Source organism: Pseudalkalibacillus salsuginis (assembly GCF_021646685.1).
Taxonomy (GTDB): domain Bacteria; phylum Bacillota; class Bacilli; order Bacillales; family Fictibacillaceae; genus Pseudalkalibacillus; species Pseudalkalibacillus salsuginis.
The window spans coordinates 583,475-601,638 of sequence record NZ_JAKJHW010000001.1 but is presented as its reverse complement, the minus strand read 5'-3'; the positions used below and the strand labels follow the sequence as shown (position 1 = coordinate 601,638).

The 18,164-nt window shown below is 42.7% G+C and carries 15 protein-coding genes; 14 read left to right on the top strand and 1 reads right to left on the bottom strand.

Annotated elements, in window-relative coordinates; translation table 11 throughout:
- Window positions 1-2: 2 nt before the first annotated feature.
- The 11 genes from L1611_RS03075 to uvrC all read left to right on the top strand — a co-directional run bounded on the left by L1611_RS03075 (window position 3) and on the right by uvrC (window position 13,893).
- Window positions 3-551 carry a CvpA family protein gene (locus L1611_RS03075; RefSeq protein ID WP_236311599.1) on the top strand — a complete coding sequence of 183 codons (549 nt, stop codon included), beginning with the start codon at window positions 3-5 and terminating at the stop codon, window positions 549-551.
- Window positions 552-641: 90 nt separating this feature from the next.
- On the top strand, window positions 642-2,354 hold the full coding sequence (gene polX / locus L1611_RS03070; RefSeq protein ID WP_236311597.1) for a DNA polymerase/3'-5' exonuclease PolX: 1,713 nt from the start codon (window positions 642-644) through the stop codon (window positions 2,352-2,354).
- Between the two features lie 26 nt (window positions 2,355-2,380).
- The gene (locus L1611_RS03065; RefSeq protein WP_236311596.1) at window positions 2,381-4,738 is read left to right on the top strand and encodes an endonuclease MutS2; all 2,358 of its coding nucleotides are present in this window, start codon (window positions 2,381-2,383) and stop codon (window positions 4,736-4,738) included.
- A gap of 14 nt (window positions 4,739-4,752) precedes the next feature.
- The gene (locus L1611_RS03060; RefSeq protein ID WP_236311595.1) at window positions 4,753-5,160 is read left to right on the top strand and encodes a DUF350 domain-containing protein; all 408 of its coding nucleotides are present in this window, start codon (window positions 4,753-4,755) and stop codon (window positions 5,158-5,160) included.
- Between the two features lie 323 nt (window positions 5,161-5,483).
- Complete coding sequence (locus tag L1611_RS03055; protein WP_265738335.1) at window positions 5,484-7,205, top strand: AMP-binding protein; 1,722 nt, start codon at window positions 5,484-5,486, stop codon at window positions 7,203-7,205.
- A 633-nt stretch (window positions 7,206-7,838) separates the two neighbouring features.
- Window positions 7,839-8,435 carry a fatty acid metabolism transcriptional regulator FadR gene (fadR, locus tag L1611_RS03050; protein ID WP_236311594.1) on the top strand — a complete coding sequence of 199 codons (597 nt, stop codon included), beginning with the start codon at window positions 7,839-7,841 and terminating at the stop codon, window positions 8,433-8,435.
- 13 nt (window positions 8,436-8,448) lie between these two features.
- Window positions 8,449-9,222, top strand: a complete 774-nt coding sequence (locus L1611_RS03045) for an enoyl-CoA hydratase (RefSeq protein WP_236311592.1) — start codon at window positions 8,449-8,451, stop codon at window positions 9,220-9,222.
- Between the two features lie 18 nt (window positions 9,223-9,240).
- Window positions 9,241-10,011 carry an electron transfer flavoprotein subunit beta/FixA family protein gene (locus L1611_RS03040; RefSeq protein ID WP_236311591.1) on the top strand — a complete coding sequence of 257 codons (771 nt, stop codon included), beginning with the start codon at window positions 9,241-9,243 and terminating at the stop codon, window positions 10,009-10,011.
- Between the two features lie 15 nt (window positions 10,012-10,026).
- Entirely contained in the window at window positions 10,027-10,998 is a 972-nt protein-coding gene (locus L1611_RS03035; protein WP_236311590.1) for an electron transfer flavoprotein subunit alpha/FixB family protein, read from the top strand.
- A gap of 281 nt (window positions 10,999-11,279) precedes the next feature.
- Window positions 11,280-11,594 (top strand): thioredoxin, encoded by a 315-nt coding sequence (trxA, locus tag L1611_RS03030; RefSeq protein WP_225064153.1) that lies wholly within the window; start codon window positions 11,280-11,282, stop codon window positions 11,592-11,594.
- 493 nt (window positions 11,595-12,087) lie between these two features.
- The gene (uvrC, locus tag L1611_RS03025) at window positions 12,088-13,893 is read left to right on the top strand and encodes an excinuclease ABC subunit UvrC (protein ID WP_236311589.1); all 1,806 of its coding nucleotides are present in this window, start codon (window positions 12,088-12,090) and stop codon (window positions 13,891-13,893) included.
- A 193-nt stretch (window positions 13,894-14,086) separates the two neighbouring features.
- Here the strand turns inward: uvrC and L1611_RS03020 are convergent, their stop codons facing one another.
- Window positions 14,087-14,554, bottom strand: a complete 468-nt coding sequence (locus L1611_RS03020; RefSeq protein ID WP_236311588.1) for a YslB family protein — start codon at window positions 14,552-14,554, stop codon at window positions 14,087-14,089.
- A 347-nt stretch (window positions 14,555-14,901) separates the two neighbouring features.
- Between L1611_RS03020 and L1611_RS03015 the strand changes: the two genes are divergently transcribed.
- From L1611_RS03015 to sdhB, 3 genes are read left to right on the top strand one after another with little or no spacing between them, the layout of a single operon-like run.
- Window positions 14,902-15,552 carry a succinate dehydrogenase cytochrome b558 subunit gene (locus L1611_RS03015; RefSeq protein ID WP_236311587.1) on the top strand — a complete coding sequence of 217 codons (651 nt, stop codon included), beginning with the start codon at window positions 14,902-14,904 and terminating at the stop codon, window positions 15,550-15,552.
- 13 nt (window positions 15,553-15,565) lie between these two features.
- Window positions 15,566-17,326, top strand: coding sequence for a succinate dehydrogenase flavoprotein subunit (gene sdhA / locus L1611_RS03010; RefSeq protein ID WP_236311586.1), 1,761 nt, complete (start codon window positions 15,566-15,568; stop codon window positions 17,324-17,326).
- Between the two features lie 5 nt (window positions 17,327-17,331).
- Window positions 17,332-18,096, top strand: coding sequence for a succinate dehydrogenase iron-sulfur subunit (gene sdhB, locus L1611_RS03005; RefSeq protein WP_225064148.1), 765 nt, complete (start codon window positions 17,332-17,334; stop codon window positions 18,094-18,096).
- Window positions 18,097-18,164: the final 68 nt, after the last annotated feature.

Below are 18,164 nucleotides of genomic sequence, written 5' to 3'. Positions count from 1 at the left end.
ATATGATTGATTTGATTTTAATAGGGGTACTGGTGGTCGGCTTTCTGATCGGGTTAAGAAGGGGATTGATCCTGCAGCTTGTTCACTTGACTGGGTTCATCGCTGCATTCATCATTGCTTACCTTTATTTCGATGAATTGGCTCCTAAATTGAGGCTTTGGATACCTTATCCTACAGTCTCAGAGGAAAGCAGCCTAGCCATGTTTGTGAATGCTGGGTTTTTAGAAGATGCGTATTATCGTGCCATTGCATTTGCAATGTTATTCTTTGCAACAAAAATAATTCTGCAAATATTAGGTTCGATGTTAGACTTCCTGGCGGATCTTCCTATATTGAGGACGATCAATGGCTGGTTGGGAGGAATCCTTGGATTTGTAGAGGTATATTTGGTCATCTTCCTTTTCTTATATATTGCTGCGCTTGTTCCGCTTGCATCAATACAAACAGCCATTGCTGATTCTGTTGTAGCTAAAGCAATGGTAGAACATACGCCGGTTTTTTCTGAAAAAATAAAAAGTATGTGGATTGCTGAAATCAATACGAAGATCTAATTGAGAGTCCGGGGGCTGACGCTTTTGAAGTCACGCCCTTTTCTACATTCCGGCCTTTTTTGACATACCGGCAAAGGGAGGGGTCATCTGATGAATAAAAAGCAAATTGTCAGGATACTCGAGCAGATTGCTCTTTATATGGAAATAAAAGGTGAAAATAGTTTTAAAATATCAGCATATCGGAGAGCTGCACAGGCGTTGGAAAGTGATTCAAGAACGATTTCTGAAATGGACGACCTTTCGAAAATCAAAGGCATTGGGAAAGGGACATTATCGGTAATTGAGGAGATTTTGGAAACAGGTGAGTCTTCCCTTTTGGAAGAATTGAAAGAAGAACTGCCTGCAGGCTTACTTAGCTTGGTCCATTTGCCAGGGTTAGGAGGCAAGAAGATCGCCAAGCTTTATCATGAACTTGGAGTCACAGATATCCAATCATTGAAAAAAGTATGTGAACAAAATCGAGTACAGGAAATGCAGGGGTTCGGGAAGAAGACTGAGGAGAAGATCCTTGTAGCTATTGAAGACTTCGGAAAACGACCTGAACGTCTCCCGATTGCGGTGATGCTGCCGATCGCTGAAAGAATTGAAGAACAACTCTCAATGCTTGAAGGGATCGAACGTTATTCACGTGCAGGGAGTATACGGCGTTTCAGTGAAACGATTAAAGATATCGATTTCCTCATTGGTACGAATACCCCGGAAAAAATCGCTCCCGAGCTTGAGAAGCTTGAAAATGTTACGGAGGTCATTGCATCAGGATCGACGAAAGTGTCTGTGGTCATCACGTATGATTATGACATAGCCGTCGACTTCCGTCTTATAAAGCCTGAGGAATTTGCCAGTGCTCTGCATTATTTTACAGGCTCCAAAGATCACAACATCAAAATGCGCCAGCTCGCTAAGAAGCGCGCTGAAAAATTGAGTGAATATGGCGTGGAAGACACAGAGTCTGGAAAAATCAAGACTTTTGAGACCGAGGAAGCGTTTTTTGCCCATTTTGGATTGGAGTTCATTCCTCCTCAAGTTAGGCAAGGGAGAAATGAGCTTGAACTTTTTAAAAACAAAGTCGACTACCTGAAGCGTGACGATATAAAAAGCGATCTCCACATGCATACGACATGGAGTGATGGTGCGAATTCGATTGAAGAGATGGCAGAGGCTGCACGAAATAGAGGATATAGCCATATCGTTATCACCGACCATTCACAATTTTTACGTGTTGCGAATGGTTTGACACCAGAGAGGGCCAAGGAACAACAGGCAGAAATCAGACGGGTTAATGAAAAATGGGATGACTTCACTATTTTTTCCGGTATCGAGATGGATATCTTACCTGATGGTTCCTTGGATTATGATGATGCTTTTTTAGCAGAGCTTGACTTTGTGATTGCATCGATCCATTCCTCTTTTTCACAAAGTGAAGGGATGATCATGAAACGTTTGGAAATGGCATTCCGTAATCCTCATGTCGACCTGATTGCTCATCCTTCTGGAAGAATCATCGGACGCCGTAAAGGTTATCCAGTGGATTTTGATCGATTGATAGAAATGGCAGCAGAAACGGACACAGCATTAGAATTGAATGCGAACCCAAACCGGCTGGATTTGGCACCGGAATGGTTGGAAAAAGCCCAGGAACGGGGTGTTAAGCTGTCCATCAATACAGATGCCCATGTCAAGGAGACCCTTGAACATATGGGCATCGGTGTATGTGTCGGTCAACAAGCGTTATTAAGAAAAGAAAACGTTTTAAACGCTTATAGTTTGGAAGAGTTCCGTACTTTCTTAGACCGGCATAAGTAAGTGAACTGTTAACAGGAGGCTTTCAAGTGAACGAACGAATATTAAGAGTTTTGGAATATACGAAGGTTAAAGAACAATTACTCGAGCATGTCTCCTCATCCTTAGGAAAAGAAAAGATCAACGCATTGGTGCCGTGGACGAATTTTAAAGATGTTGCCCATCAACAAAGCAGTACGGACGAGGGTGTCCAGGTTCTGCGGTTGAAAGGGAATGTGCCATTAGGTGGGATACGTGACATACGTGCTTCTGTCAAACGAAGTGAAATCGGAGGCATTCTCAATCCAGAAGAATTAGTTGATATTTCAACGACTATATATGGGGGCAGAAGGTTCAAAAGATTCATAGAAAGTATGCTGGAGGATGAAATCGAACTACCGATCCTGCAAGATCTTGTTGAACAGATCGATCCTTTGATGGAGGTCGAAACGAAAATCAAAGATTGCATCGATGACCAAGGGCATGTGATGGATACTGCAAGCCCGGCCCTAAGGACGATCCGGCAGCAGTTGAGAAGCTATGAGTCTCGAATTCGTGAAAAATTGGAATCGCTCATCCGTTCTTCAAAATCCCAAAAGATGCTTTCTGATGCAATCGTTACCATTCGAAATGATCGATATGTGATCCCGGTCAAACAGGAGTATCGTTCCGCATTCGGTGGGATGGTCCACGATCAATCCGCTTCAGGAGCTACATTATTCATCGAACCACAGGCAGTTGTGACGATCAACAACCAGTTGAAAGAAGCAAAGAGTAAAGAATATCAAGAAATCCAACGGATTTTAAAAGATTTGACCGAGAGGGTTGCTGAAGTATCCGGCTTCCTGACCCATAATGTTACGGTCCTTGCTGAGATTGACTTCATTTTTGCAAAAGCTCGTTATGGTCACTCCATCAAAGCGACGAAGCCGGTTTTGAATAACAAAGAGTTTATCCGTCTGAAACGTGCACGGCATCCTCTGATTCCAGCTGAAGAAGTTGTACCGATCAATGTTGAACTAGGCGGTGAGTATAACGCTCTTGTCATCACAGGTCCGAACACTGGCGGGAAGACGGTTACACTTAAGACGATCGGCCTTCTTTCATTGATGGCTCAATCCGGCTTGCAAATACCGACAGAAGAAGAATCTGAGGTGACAGTCTTTGATGCGATCTATGCGGATATCGGGGACGAACAATCGATTGAACAAAACTTGAGTACGTTCTCTTCCCATATGACCAACATTGTTAATATTTTGGACAGGGTGGATTTCAAGTCCCTTGTGCTTTTCGATGAATTAGGAGCTGGAACGGATCCTACAGAGGGTGCTGCCCTCGCCATCTCAATCTTGGATTATGTAAATGACCGTGGGGCAAAAGTTGTCGCTACGACCCATTATAGTGAATTGAAAGCTTATGCATACAACCGTACGGGTGTTATGAATGCGAGTGTTGAATTTGATGTGGAAACTCTACGACCTACGTATCGATTATTAATTGGAGTTCCCGGTCGGAGTAATGCCTTTGAAATTTCGAAACGGATCGGGTTGAATGATAAGATCATTGAAAATGCCCGTAGTCATATTAGTGCCGACAACAATAAAATCGATGTTATGATCGCATCCTTGGAAGATGTTCAGAAAAAAGCGGAACGTGAACGTTCGGAAGCAATCGAGTTCCATCAGGAAGCCGAGGCATTGAAAAAGGATTTAGAGAATAAATTGCATGAGTTCGAACGGTTCAAAGATAAGCTCTATGCGAAAGCTGAACAAGAGGCTCAGCAATCGGTGGAAAAAGCACGTAAAGAAGCCGATGCTATCTTAAAAGAGCTCCGAGCTTATCAGAAAGAATATGGGAATGTGAAAGAACACAAATTGATCGAAGCACAAAAACGTTTAGACGAAGCGATGCCGGATTTTGATCCGAAAACGAAAAAGCAAGTAAGGCAAACGGACAAAACACTGGAAAATCTTAAACCAGGCCAAGAAGTGAAAGTGTTGAGCGTAAATCAGAAAGGCCATATTGTTGAAAAAGTCGGAACAGATGAATATCAAGTCCAAATCGGAATCATGAAAATGACAGTTAAAGCGAACGAGCTGGAGCCGATCAAAACAAAAAAGAAACGTGAACCTAAACCATTCGTAAAAGTAGAAGGTTCATCTGTCACCAAGCCGGAATTGGACTTGCGAGGCGAACGTTATGAAAATGCACTGCGAGCAGTTGATAAATTTTTGGATGAATCCTTATTAGCAGGTTATCCGCAGGTTTCGATCATCCATGGGAAAGGGACTGGGGCTCTCAGGAATGGGGTCCAATCCTTGCTCAAGGAACATCCGAATGTGAAAACGACTCGGTTAGGTTCTGCAGGTGAAGGCGGAAGCGGTGTAACAATTGTTGGATTGAAATAGAAGGTGGGGCGGAAATGGTTAGTTGGTTGACGAATCCATACATTGAGACCGTAGCAAACTATAGTGTAGTCGTTTTAAGTTTAGTTGTTTTCCTGGCTGTTTTTGAGGTTGTAACCAAGTATAAGAATTGGGAAGAAATCAGTAAAGGGAATCTCTCAGTTGCAATGGCGACTGGAGGAAAAATATTCGGGATAGCCAACATTTTCCGCTACTCGATTGAGCATAACGATACGATCATTGATATGATGGCATGGGGTGCCTATGGATTTTTATTGATGTTGATCGGATATTTCATATTTGAATTTCTGACACCCCGCTTCCGTATCGATGAAGAAATTCAAAAGGACAATAGGGCTGTCGGTTTGATTTCCATGATCATATCTGTTGGATTATCATTTGTGATCGGCAGTGGAATCGGATAGGTGAAAGCATATGGAAACATTATGGAAGGTTCTGTTGGTTTGTTGTGGGTTGTTCATTTTGGCAGGGGTGATCTACCTCTTTTTTTAGAGGAATTTTAAAAGCCCAACAAATGAAACTTTCTTTTGCTGAGAAGACCTTTACTAGGTATTTATGCCTGGGAAGGTCTTTTTTATCGACATTTTCATATATTTAAATTAGGAGTAGTGGCTGCTATAAATCTCCTTAAAATGGAAATGGTAAAAACTATAAATGAAAAAATATTCTAAAAATATGTAAAAATGAATCCGTTTTCATTATAATGGGAATAGAGAGTGAGTTTTTAATGGAAAGGAGCGGTATAAAGGAGGAGATTAAGGTGGAGAAAAGATGGTTACAGCAATATCCCGAAGAGATCCCTCAAGAAGTCGAAATCGACGAGAAGCTGTTGCAATTTTATCTGGAGGATGCCGCTAACAAGCATCCTGGAAAACCTGCTTTGGAGTTTTTGGGCAAAAGGATGACATATGGCGAGGTGTACGGAAGTGCCCTGAGAATGGCGAATCAACTGCGTTCGCTCGGTATTCAGAAAGGTGACAGGGTAGCAATCATGCTGCCGAATTCTCCACAATCCGTCATCAGTTACTATGGTGTATTGATTGCTGGCGGAATCGTTGTACAAACGAACCCGTTATACACAGAACGGGAGTTGGAGCATCAATTGATCGACTCTGGATCGAAAATCATCATCTGCTTGGATCTATTATTTCCGAGAGTAGAAGCTGTAAAAAACCGCACGGAATTGACACATGTGGTTGTGACTGGGGTAAAGGATTATCTTCCGTTTCCGAAGAATCTCATCTATCCGTTCATCCAAAAAAGACAGACCAACATCGTCGTCAATATCAGTTACAGCGATAAGGTCCATGCTTTTAAAAAATTGATGGATGAAGGCTCATCGAACCCTATTAAACTTGACATCGATCCCAAGGAGGATCTCGCCCTACTGCAATATACAGGAGGTACTACAGGACCTGCAAAGGGTGTCATGCTGACGCATTACAATCTTGTTGCAAATACCATGCAATGCCGGTCGTGGTTGTATAAGGCTAAATATGGAGAAGAGAAGATCCTTGGAGCACTGCCTTTCTTCCACGTTTATGGGATGACCTGTGTCATGAACTTTTCAATCATGTACTTGTCAGAAATGATCATTCTCCCTAGGTTTGATCCGAAACAGGTTTTAAAAGCAATCGGAAAGCACAAGCCGACCATGTTTCCAGGTGCACCAACCATGTACATTGCTTTATTGAATGAACCGAATATCAAATCCTATGATTTATCCTCGATTGCAAGTTGTATCAGTGGATCAGCACCACTGCCTGTGGAGATTCAAGAGAAATTTGAATCCATTACAGGAGGAAATCTTGTAGAAGGATATGGTTTGACTGAAACTTCACCTGTTACGCATGCTAACTTCCTGTATGATAAGCGTATGACAGGAAGTATTGGTGTACCTTGGCCGAATACCGAAGCAGCGATTTTGTCCGCTGAAACTGGTACGATAGCTGACGTTAATGAGGTAGGCGAACTGATGATCAAAGGACCACAAGTGATGAAAGGTTACTGGAATCAGCCTGAAGAAACGGCTTCAACCTTCCATGATGGCTGGCTTTTGACAGGTGATATGGGGTATATGGATGAGAAAGGATACTTTTATATCGTGGATCGGAAAAAGGATATGATCATTGCCGGCGGATTCAATATCTATCCCCGTGAGATTGAAGAGATCCTGTTTGAACATCCGAAGGTAAAGGAAGCAACCATCATCGGTGTTCCTGACCCATATCGTGGCGAAACGGTGAAAGCTTTCGTCGTATTGAAGGATAACACCGAATGTACCGAACAGGAACTGGATGAACATTGCAGAAAACACCTGGCTTCATTTAAAGTACCGCGCCTTTACGAATTCCGAGACGAACTTCCGAAGACAATGGTAGGTAAAGTATTACGGAGAGTGCTTGTAGATGAAGAAAAAGAAAAGCAAAAGCAAAAACAAAATGCGTGAAGGAATATGAAGGCCTCACAAAGGTGGGGTCTTTCTTTATTTGTTTGCGAACATTTACATATTAGAGATATTTTTGCAGTTGTAGAGGTAATTTTGTAGTTGTCGAGATAAATTCTGAGTTGTCGAGACTAATTCTGAGTTGTTTAGATAATTTCAAATTTGTAGTGGTTTGATCCTTAGTTGTAGCTGGTCGATAGCTTTATCAGGATAAAGTCGTTCTTTTTAAGCGTCTAATAAGGTGGAAACATGTATAAATCTCCAAAAAATCAGGTACACGACCAAAATGGGATCAACCAAAATCATCTTACCATCTTTATCAAAAAATTCATCATAAATCTGGAATTCATCGGTAGTCTTATAAAATTGACTAAATATAAAAAAGGACCTATAACTTTTGCCATGTCAAACAGTTGGTTGTATACTTGAAACAGGGTGCGAAAAATTCTGAAAAATACGAAAGATTCGTTGACTTTTCACCTTCAATTACAGTACAATTAACCCGAGTGAATGTTCATTCATTTTTTGTCACTTGAAGAAAGTATGTATCCTTTCTTCAATATAAGGATAACTAAGGCTCATCCTACGCCAAAGGCTTGATCTAGCCAAGTTTTCTTTACTGTGGAGGTAAAACAAATGACCGTAAAACGTAAAGGACCCAAATATGAAAAAATAATCGATGCAGCTGTAACGGTCATAGCAAAACATGGCTATCACCAATCACAAATTTCAAAAATTGCACGCGAAGCTGGTGTAGCTGATGGAACGATCTATCTCTATTTCAAAAACAAGGAGGATCTCCTCATCTCTTTGTTCCGCGAAAAGATGGGACGTTTTATCGACACGACAATAGATGAAATCGAACATCAGAAATCTGTTGAAGATAAGCTGTTAACTTTGATTGAAATGCACTTCAAACAGCTATCAGTGGACCATGGACTTGCAATCGTCACCCAGCTGGAGCTCCGTCAGACGAATCGGGAATTACGGGCGAAGATCGGGGAAGTGCTGAAGCGGTATTTGGAATTGGTCGACTCGATCATCCTTGAAGGCATCGATCAAAAGGTTTTCCAACCGGACCTTGATATCCGTATCGTCCGTCAAATGATTTTCGGCACGATAGACGAGACGACTACGAGCTGGGTGATGAATGATCATCGTTTTGATTTGATAGCGCTTGCAAAACCGGTCCACGATTTACTGATTAATGGCTTCCGTTATAGACCAAGTTAGAGGAGGAGAGATTTTGGAGTACTTATCCTATTCAAAAGAACACAACATATGCACGATCCTACTGCAGCATGCACCTGCAAACGCTCTCTGTTCCCCGATGATCAAAGAACTGAACTCGGTATTTGATGAATTGGAGAATGATTCAGAGGTAAAAGCGATTGTCATTCGGGGAGAAGGAAGATTCTTCTCTGCGGGTGCAGATATAAAAGAATTTACAACCGTCAAAGATGCGGATGGATTCTCGGAACTCGGAGCTTTCGGACAAAAGGTGTTTGATCGGATCGAACAATTCTCAAAACCTGTCATTGCTGCAGTACACGGTGCGGCACTTGGTGGGGGACTTGAACTCGCAATGTCTTGCCATATGCGGATTGTAACGGAAAATGCCAAACTAGGCTTGCCTGAACTGCAGCTTGGTTTAGTACCAGGGTTTGCCGGCTCTCAACGTCTTCCGCGGTATGTCGGTGCAGCTAAAGCGACAGAAATGCTTTTGACCAGTGAGCCGATTACCGGTACTGAAGCCCATCGTTCAGGTTTAGCCAATCACGTCGTTTCAGAGGATGAACTACTGGATAAGGTTTATGGACTGGCAGGTAAAGCAGCAGCTAAAAGTGCTGTCGCAGTGGACTTTGCTTTGAAACTGGTGGACTATGCTAGAAAAGGTAAATATGAAGCAGGAGCTGAAAAGGAAGCTGAATTTTTCGGTAGAGCCTTTTCCTCGCATGATGGACAAGAAGGGATCCAAGCTTTCATAGAAAAACGAAAACCAGAATTTAAAGACCGTTAATACTGGAGGGGAAGAATAATGAACATTTATGTGATTCTAAAACGTACATTCGATACGGAAGAGAAGATTGTAATCGAAAACGGCAAAATCAGTGAAGATGGTGTGGAATTCATTATCAATCCTTATGATGAATATGCCGTAGAAGAAGCTATCAAATTACGTGATGAGCATGGCGGAGAAGTGACTGTCGTTACTGTCGGTGAAGAGGAAAGTGATAAACAGCTTCGTACTGCACTTGCGATGGGGGCTGATAAATCAGTATTGATCGATGACGAAGATGTGGAGGATGGAGACCAATTCTCAACTGCAAAAATCCTTGCTGCATACTTCGAAGATAAGGAAGTAGATATCATCATTGGCGGAAACGTGGCGATAGACGGAGCATCAGGACAAGTCGGTCCGCGTCTCGCAGAATTACTGGATATTCCCCATGTAACGACGATCACAAAACTGGAAATTGATGGTACGAATGTTAAGATCGAAAGGGATGTAGAAGGGGACGTAGAAGTGATCGAAACTTCTTTACCAGTACTTGTTACTGCACAGCAAGGTTTGAACGAGCCCCGTTATCCATCACTTCCAGGGATCATGAAAGCAAAGAAGAAGCCGCTTGAAGAGCTGGAAATTGATGATCTCGACCTTGATGAGGACGAAGTGGAAGGAAAGACAAGAACACTAGAAGTATACTTGCCGCCTGAAAAGCAAGCAGGTAAAGTCCTTGAAGGGGAACTTGATGATCAAGTAAAAGAACTAGTGTCATTGTTACGTTCAGAAGCAAAAGTGATATAGAAGGGGAGAGGAACCATGGCTAAAAAAGTATTAGTATTAGGAGAAGTCAGAGACGGAGAACTACGCAATGTATCCTATGAAGCGGTTGCTGCAGCAAAAGAAATCGCTGAAGGCGGAGAAATCGTCAGTGTCCTATGCGGTGAATCTGTGAGCGGGTTAGCGGATAATTTGATCCATTATGGAGCAGATCGTGTATTGGTTATTGAAGACGAAAAATTAAAAACGTATACAACAGATGGATATGCACAAGCACTGTTGCAAGTGATCGATCAGGAAGATCCAGAAGGAATCGTTTTCGGCCATACAGCAATGGGGAAAGACCTCTCCCCGCGTCTTGCAGCCAAACTTGGGTCCGGGCTGGTTTCAGATGTCACTGGCATTGAAAATACCGGGGGAAACCTGATCTATACCCGTCCAATCTACTCTGGGAAAGCGTTCGAAAAGAAAATCATCACAGATGGGATTTCCTTTGTGACGATTCGTCCAAACAACATTGCAGCTCTTGAGAAAGATGAAAGCCGTTCAGGCGATGTAACGAATATAGACGTCTCAATCAAGGATCTCCGTACGATTGTTAAAGAGATCGTTCGGAAGACGACGGATGGTGTCGATCTTTCAGAAGCGAAAATCATTGTTGCAGGCGGACGCGGTGTAAAATCTGCAGAGGGATTCGGACCGTTGGAAGAACTTGCAGAAGTTCTCGGAGCGGCTGTCGGTGCATCCCGCGGTGCTTGTGACGCGGAATATTGTGACTATGGCTTACAGATCGGCCAGACAGGTAAAGTCGTGACTCCGGACCTTTATATCGCTTGTGGTATTTCAGGAGCCATCCAGCATTTGGCTGGTATGTCCAACTCGAAAATCATCGTAGCGATCAATAAAGACCCTGAAGCGAACATCTTCAATATAGCTGACTATGGTATCGTAGGGGATCTCTTTGAAGTCGTACCGAAGCTGACAGAAGAATTCAAGAAGGTACTTGTCTAATCCAGTTTGGTTCAATGAAGAATTGGGATCACAATGGTGGTTCACGAGATCGGCTCAAATATAGCTCTTTTACTCCTCACAACGTTTCTTATAATGTATAGGATGGAGTAACAGACATAGATGAGTCGATTCTTTTTCTTTGCTCCACGGATACAACCTAATGAAAAGGGTGTCTGAGTTAGGAAGAATCGGGTATGCTACAAGTGAAAACAAATTATTGGGAAGTTTTTTTGTAAGGTGATATACTTTGCATTGTAGCGAAATGATGAGGAGGCATTAATATGGCAATCGTGAAAGCAACAGACCAAAATTTCACTTCAGAAACAAGTGATGGCCTTGTATTAGCTGACTTTTGGGCCCCATGGTGCGGACCTTGTAAAATGATTGCACCAGTATTGGAAGAGATTGATAGTGAAATGAGCGATAGTGTTAAAATCGTAAAACTTGATGTAGATGAAAACCAGGAAACTGCAGGGAAGTTCGGCGTAATGAGCATTCCGACCCTGATGCTTTTCAAAAATGGTGAAGTAGTTGATCAAGTTGTCGGTTTCCAACCGAAAGAAGCACTAGTCGACTTGATCAACAAACATCAATAATCCATACAACCAACCAAATGGGGCTGTTTCCTTCCAAGGACCAGCCTCTTTTTCGTGTTTGAAGGTTATCTTTTTCCATATAATGTTCGAGAATGATACAATCAAATCAATGGTTAGATTCGGGATTAATACATATAAGGTTTTGCTTGAATTTCTTTAAGCAGAACTCGCGATATTCCTATGGGGAAGTTAGCCAGGCTAGACCCCACAGTTTAGATGCGGAGAAGTGATGTCCAGCTCAGAAACCAGTTACTTGGATCACTTCAGACTTCCTGTGGCGCTCGACACATTGATTTACATCTTATGTGGGAGCCCGAACGAACCGAACTTTGTTTGGTTTAAGCCTCCTCGGCAATTTCCAGTGACCTACGTGACTAGGCGGGTCGCTTCCGCTTTTCTTATGTCTGTAGAAAGGAAGTGAATCTTCCAATAAGCAGTTGGGTATGACAAGACCATATAATAAAGCAATGCCACTCCTTAAGGAGGTTGAAAGATGAATCAACGGTTGAAGCAAAAGCTTTCCGTCCTTCCAGACCAGCCTGGGTGTTATTTGATGAAGGATCGGAACGGCACGATCATATATATTGGAAAAGCCAAAAATCTACGGAATCGAGTCCGCTCCTATTTTTCCGGATCACATGACGGGAAGACACAACGGCTCGTCCTGGAAATACAGGATTTTGAATATATCGTCACGACCTCAGATCTAGAAGCCCTTGTCCTGGAGATGAATCTGATTAAAAAGCATGACCCCCGCTACAATGTAATGTTGAAGGATGATAAAAGCTATCCATATATCAAGGTCACGAATGAGAAACATCCTAGATTGATCACGACCCGAAAAGTGAACAAAGGAACTGGAAGATATTTCGGTCCATATCCGAATGTGTATGCCGCCAACGAGACAAAAAAGCTACTCGATCGGATCTATCCATTGAGAAAATGCAAAACGCTTCCTGATCGGGTTTGTCTCTATTATCATATGGGGCAATGTCTTGCTCCATGTGTCCATGAGGTCACGAAAGAGCAGAACCAGGAGATGGTCGAAGGGATTTACCGTTTTCTTAACGGCGGCCATAAAGAAGTCAAGCGCGACCTGCAACGGAAAATGGAAGAGGCTGCTGAAAAGCTTGAATTTGAACGGGCCAAGGAACTTAGAGATCAAATCAGGCATATCGAGTCGGTCATGGAGCAACAAAAGATGGTTCATACCGACCAGAAGGACCGGGATGTTTTCGGATATCATGTGGATAAAGGCTGGATGTGTATCCAAGTATTCTTTGTCCGCCAGGGAAAGCTGATTGAACGTGATGTTTCACTTTTCCCTGTTTACGGTGATCCTGAGGAAGAATTTCTCTCTTTTGTCGGACAGTTTTATTTGCAAAAGCACCATATCATGCCAAAAGAAATTTTCGTACCAAAACATGTTGAGCATCATCTGTTGGAGGAACTGCTTGAAATTCCAGTATCCCAACCCCAACGAGGAAAAAAGAAAGACCTCGTTAATCTTGCAACGAAAAATGCCGAGATCGCTTTAAGTGAAAAGTTCGAGCTCATCCAGAGAGATGAGGCCCGGACGATCAATGCGGTTGAGGGGCTAGGGGAAAAGCTGGGAATTGCAACCCCCCATTTAATTGAAGCCTTCGATAACTCAAATATCCAAGGAACCAATCCTGTTTCTGCCATGGTCGTGTTTACGGACGGGAAACCGAACAAAAAGCAATATAGGAAGTATAAAATCAAAACTGTAGAAGGCCCGGATGATTATGCATCAATGAAGGAAGTTACACGAAGAAGGTATTCACGTGTTTTGAAAGAAGACCTGCCGCTTCCTGATCTGATCATCATTGATGGAGGAAAAGGCCAGATCAGTGCAGCCATCGACGTTCTCGAAAATGAGCTGGGTTTATCCATCCCAGTATGTGGGCTGGTAAAAGATGAAAAGCATAATACAGCCCAATTGATGATGGGCGATCCACCTGAAACCATCCCCCTTGCAAGGAACAGTCAGGAATTCTACCTGCTGCAACGAATCCAAGATGAGGTACATCGTTTTGCGATTACCTTTCATCGTAAAATCCGTGAAAAGGGAATGGTGCAATCAAGCCTTGATAAGATCCCTGGAGTCGGTGAAAAACGCCGTAAAGCTTTGCTGCGTCACTTCGGTTCTTTTAAAAAAATCAAGCAGGCGTCCGTTGATGATTTACGAGACGCGAAGATCCCTACATCAGTTGCAGAAAGTATTGTCTCTTATTTTACAGACCAGGAAAAGGAAGAGGAAGAGACTGAATCTGAATGAACTTGGGTAGACGGAAGCGCAGGCGATTTCCTATAAGAAAGGAATCACCTGCGTTTTTTACTTTCACTTAAAGTATGTGTGGTAGATATTACTCTTCATGCCCTTTATTTAGTAGATAAGCTCAAGCTTAATAAAAGAAGCTCCTAAAGAAATTGAATTCTTTGGAGCCTCTCATATGTAAACCCAATCAACTTCAGACACTGGTCGAGTCCGATATTTCATCTTTCCGATCCCATTGGACGGTGAAAATAATCTTGTCTTCCTTGCCCCGCTTGATTTCTTCAAACGATTCAGTGATTCTCTCTTTTTTCCTTTGGATTTGCTCAGCCAGGAAACCTGCTTCCAATTGAAATCCCTCGTGCCTTCTTTTCCTCAGCAAGTCAGAAATCCGATCGGAAGTCAACTCGAAGGTTATCGTCTTAGAGGTTTCTTCTTTAAGACGCAACTCTCCGAAGTTGGCAGCAGCAAAGAATTGTATCAGTTCCTCTGATGTATCCATAGGGTATTTACGCGCAAGGGTCCTGCCTGCCCAATAGAGAAGACTATGATCTTCTTTACCTAACAGCTCAGGCAATAAAACATCCCTCATTAATTCGTAGCCGAACAAATAACCCTCTTTTTCATTCGTCGGTTGCGGAAGGACATCATTGTCTTTTTTCATATGCTTTCCCCTTTCCTTCACTCATCATTATTTCATTATACTATCTTTAAGGTGATTGACAAAGGTTAAACTTTCTGTGACACATTAAAGGATCAAAAGAAAGGTAAGGCTTTACATAAAGAGAAATAATCCCGATTCTTCAAGGATTGAAAGGGTTTTCGCCTTCAAGAAATTTCTGAAATCCAATGTATTCGTTTTCTTGACGGTCCTAAATGATGGGAGTACAATAGACATGTTATCAATTCTTGTCGGAGCTTGTCTTCGATTAACAGTATTCTGAACGTATGATCGGCTTTTCACATGTTGTATTTTGCAGCGGCAACACTTATTTAGAAGGGAGCACAGACATGGCAGACACAAGAGATTTTGCTTTAAGAAGATTACATTCGTTACTTGGTGTTATACCAATTGGTTTATATCTGATCCAGCACTTGACAGTAAACCATTTTGCGACCAGAGGTCGTGAATCATTCGATGCTGCAGCACATTTTATGGAGACACTTCCATACCGCTATTTCCTTGAAATTTTCATCATCTTTTTACCGATCATTTTTCATGCTGTTTTCGGATTGTACATAACGTTCCAAGCTCGCAACAATGTAAGCCGTTACGGTTATTTCCGTAACTGGATGTTTCTATTGCAACGTGTAACTGGGATCATTACACTTATCTTCATTTCATGGCACGTATGGGAAACACGTGTACAAGCCGCATTCGGGGCGAAAGTCAACTTCACCATGATGGAAGAGATTTTAGATAATCCTTTCATGATTGGATTCTATGTTGTTGGCGTACTCTCTACTATCTTCCATTTTTCGAACGGATTATGGTCATTCCTAGTAACGTGGGGAATTGTTCAATCACCACGCTCTCAGAGAATCGCAACGTTTGTAACGATAGGAGTCTTCTTCGCAGTTTCAATCGTTGGAATGAGAGCTATTTTTGCATTTGTAAATCCTGAATGGTTTGCTTTTGCAACAAACCTACCAATTTTATAAGGAGTGAGTCACGATGAGCAAAGGAAATATCATAATTGTAGGCGGAGGACTGGCCGGCTTGATGGCTGCCATCAAATCCGCTGAAGCAGGAACACATGTTGACTTGTTCTCACTCGTGCCTGTAAAACGTTCTCACTCCGTTTGTGCACAAGGCGGAATAAACGGAGCAGTTAACACAAAAGGTGAGGGAGACTCTCCTTGGGAACATTTTGACGACACAGTATATGGTGGGGACTTTCTTGCAAACCAACCTCCTGTTAAAGCAATGTGTGATGCCGCACCTGGAATCATACATCTATTAGATCGTATGGGTGTCATGTTCAACCGTACACCCGAAGGATTATTGGATTTCCGTCGATTTGGCGGAACACAGCACCATCGTACAGCATTTGCCGGGGCTACAACAGGCCAACAATTACTTTATGCTCTGGATGAGCAGGTCCGTCGTTATGAAGTGCAAGGACTTGTTACAAAATATGAAGGCTGGGATTTCCAATCAGCTGTACTTGACGGGGACAATGTATGCCGCGGTATCGTAGCCCAATATTTGAAGACATCTGAAATCAAGAGTTTCAAAGCTGATGCAGTCATCATGGCTACTGGTGGTCCTGGTGTCATATTCGGTAAATCCACGAACTCTGTCATCAATACAGGTTCAGCAGCTTCTGCCCTTTATCAACAAGGTGTCCACTATGCTAATGGAGAGTTCATCCAAATCCATCCAACCGCCATTCCAGGAGACGATAAGCTCCGGCTCATGAGTGAATCTGCTCGTGGAGAAGGTGGACGTGTATGGACATATAAAGACGGTAAACCGTGGTATTTTCTTGAGGAGAAGTATCCGGCTTATGGAAACCTCGTTCCGCGTGATATCGCAACACGTGAAATCTTTGACGTCTGTGTAAGGCAAAAGCTCGGTATCAACGGGGAAAATATGGTTTATCTTGATCTATCACATAAGGATCCGAAAGAACTTGATATCAAGCTAGGTGGTATCATTGAAATTTATGAAAAGTTCATGGGTGATGATCCTCGTAAGGTACCAATGAAGATCTTCCCTGCTGTCCACTATTCAATGGGTGGTATGTGGGTTGATTATGATCAAATGACGAACATTCCTGGCCTTTTTGCTGCCGGTGAATGTGATTATTCCCAACATGGGGCAAACCGCTTAGGGGCGAACTCGTTGTTATCTTCCATCTTCGGTGGTATGGTAGCTGGTCCTAAGGCAGCAGAATATGTCAGCGGCCTCGAAAAAACAATCGAGGATATTCCTGAGGACATTTATGAACGTCAAGTGAAAAAAGAAGAAGATCACTTAGCTCAAATCATGAAGATGGATGGTACCGAAAATGCCTATCAGCTTCATAAAGAGTTAGGTGAGTGGATGACAGATAACGTGACGGTTGTCCGTCACAACGATAAGTTGAAAGAAACAGATGACAAGATAGTAGAGTTGATGGAACGTTATAAGAACATCAACATCAACGATACATCAAAATGGAGCAACCAGGGTGTGTCGTTCACGCGACAACTGTGGCATATGTTACAATTGGCACGTGTCATCACACTTGGTGCACTGAATCGTAACGAAAGCCGCGGTGCACACTTCAAGCCGGACTTCCCGGATCGTAACGATGAAGAATGGTTGAAGACCACTATAGCGATTTTCAATCCAGAGAAGAACGGCCCAGACTTAGAATATGAACCTGTCGATACTTCTCTCATCAAACCACGTAAGCGTGACTATTCTAAGAAGAAGGGAGAGAAATAATTGTCATGGCTGAAGAAAATAAAGTGATCCAATTTATTATCAAACGTCAAGATGACCCCGATTCTGCAGCTTATGATGAAAAATTCGAGATCCCTTACCGTCCGAATATGAATGTGATTTCGGCTTTGATGGAAATCCGTCGAAATCCTGTAAATAGTAAAGGCGAGGCAACTACCCCAGTCGCATGGGAAATGAATTGCCTTGAAGAGGTATGCGGAGCTTGCTCGATGTTGATCAATGGAAAGCCCCGTCAATCTTGTACGGCGTTGGTTGATCAGCTTGAACAACCGATCCGACTAGAGCCGATGGCGACATTCCCGGTCGTACGTGATTTACAAGTCGATCGCAGCCGTATGTTCGATGCTTTGAAAAAGGTTAAGGCATGGATTCCAATCGATGGCACATACGATCTCGGTCCTGGACCTCGTATGCCAGAAAGCAAGCGACAATGGGCTTATGAATTATCTAAATGTATGACATGTGGGGTCTGTTTAGAGGCATGCCCGAACGTCAATGATAATTCTGACTTTATCGGTCCAGCTGCACTCTCGCAAGTTCGTTTGTTCAACGCACACCCAACTGGAGAAATGAACAAAGCCGAACGTTTGACTTCACTTATGGGAGACGGTGGACTTGCTTCTTGCGGAAATTCCCAAAACTGTGTCCAATCATGTCCGAAAGGGATTCCATTGACGACATCGATTGCTGCGCTCAACCGTGATACATCATTGCAATCTTTCCGGAATTTCTTCGGATCGGATGCACAATAATAGCTAATGATCTTCTGAGGACTGGCCTAAAAAGTGTCAGTCCTCATTTGCCGCCAAAAATGAATAAT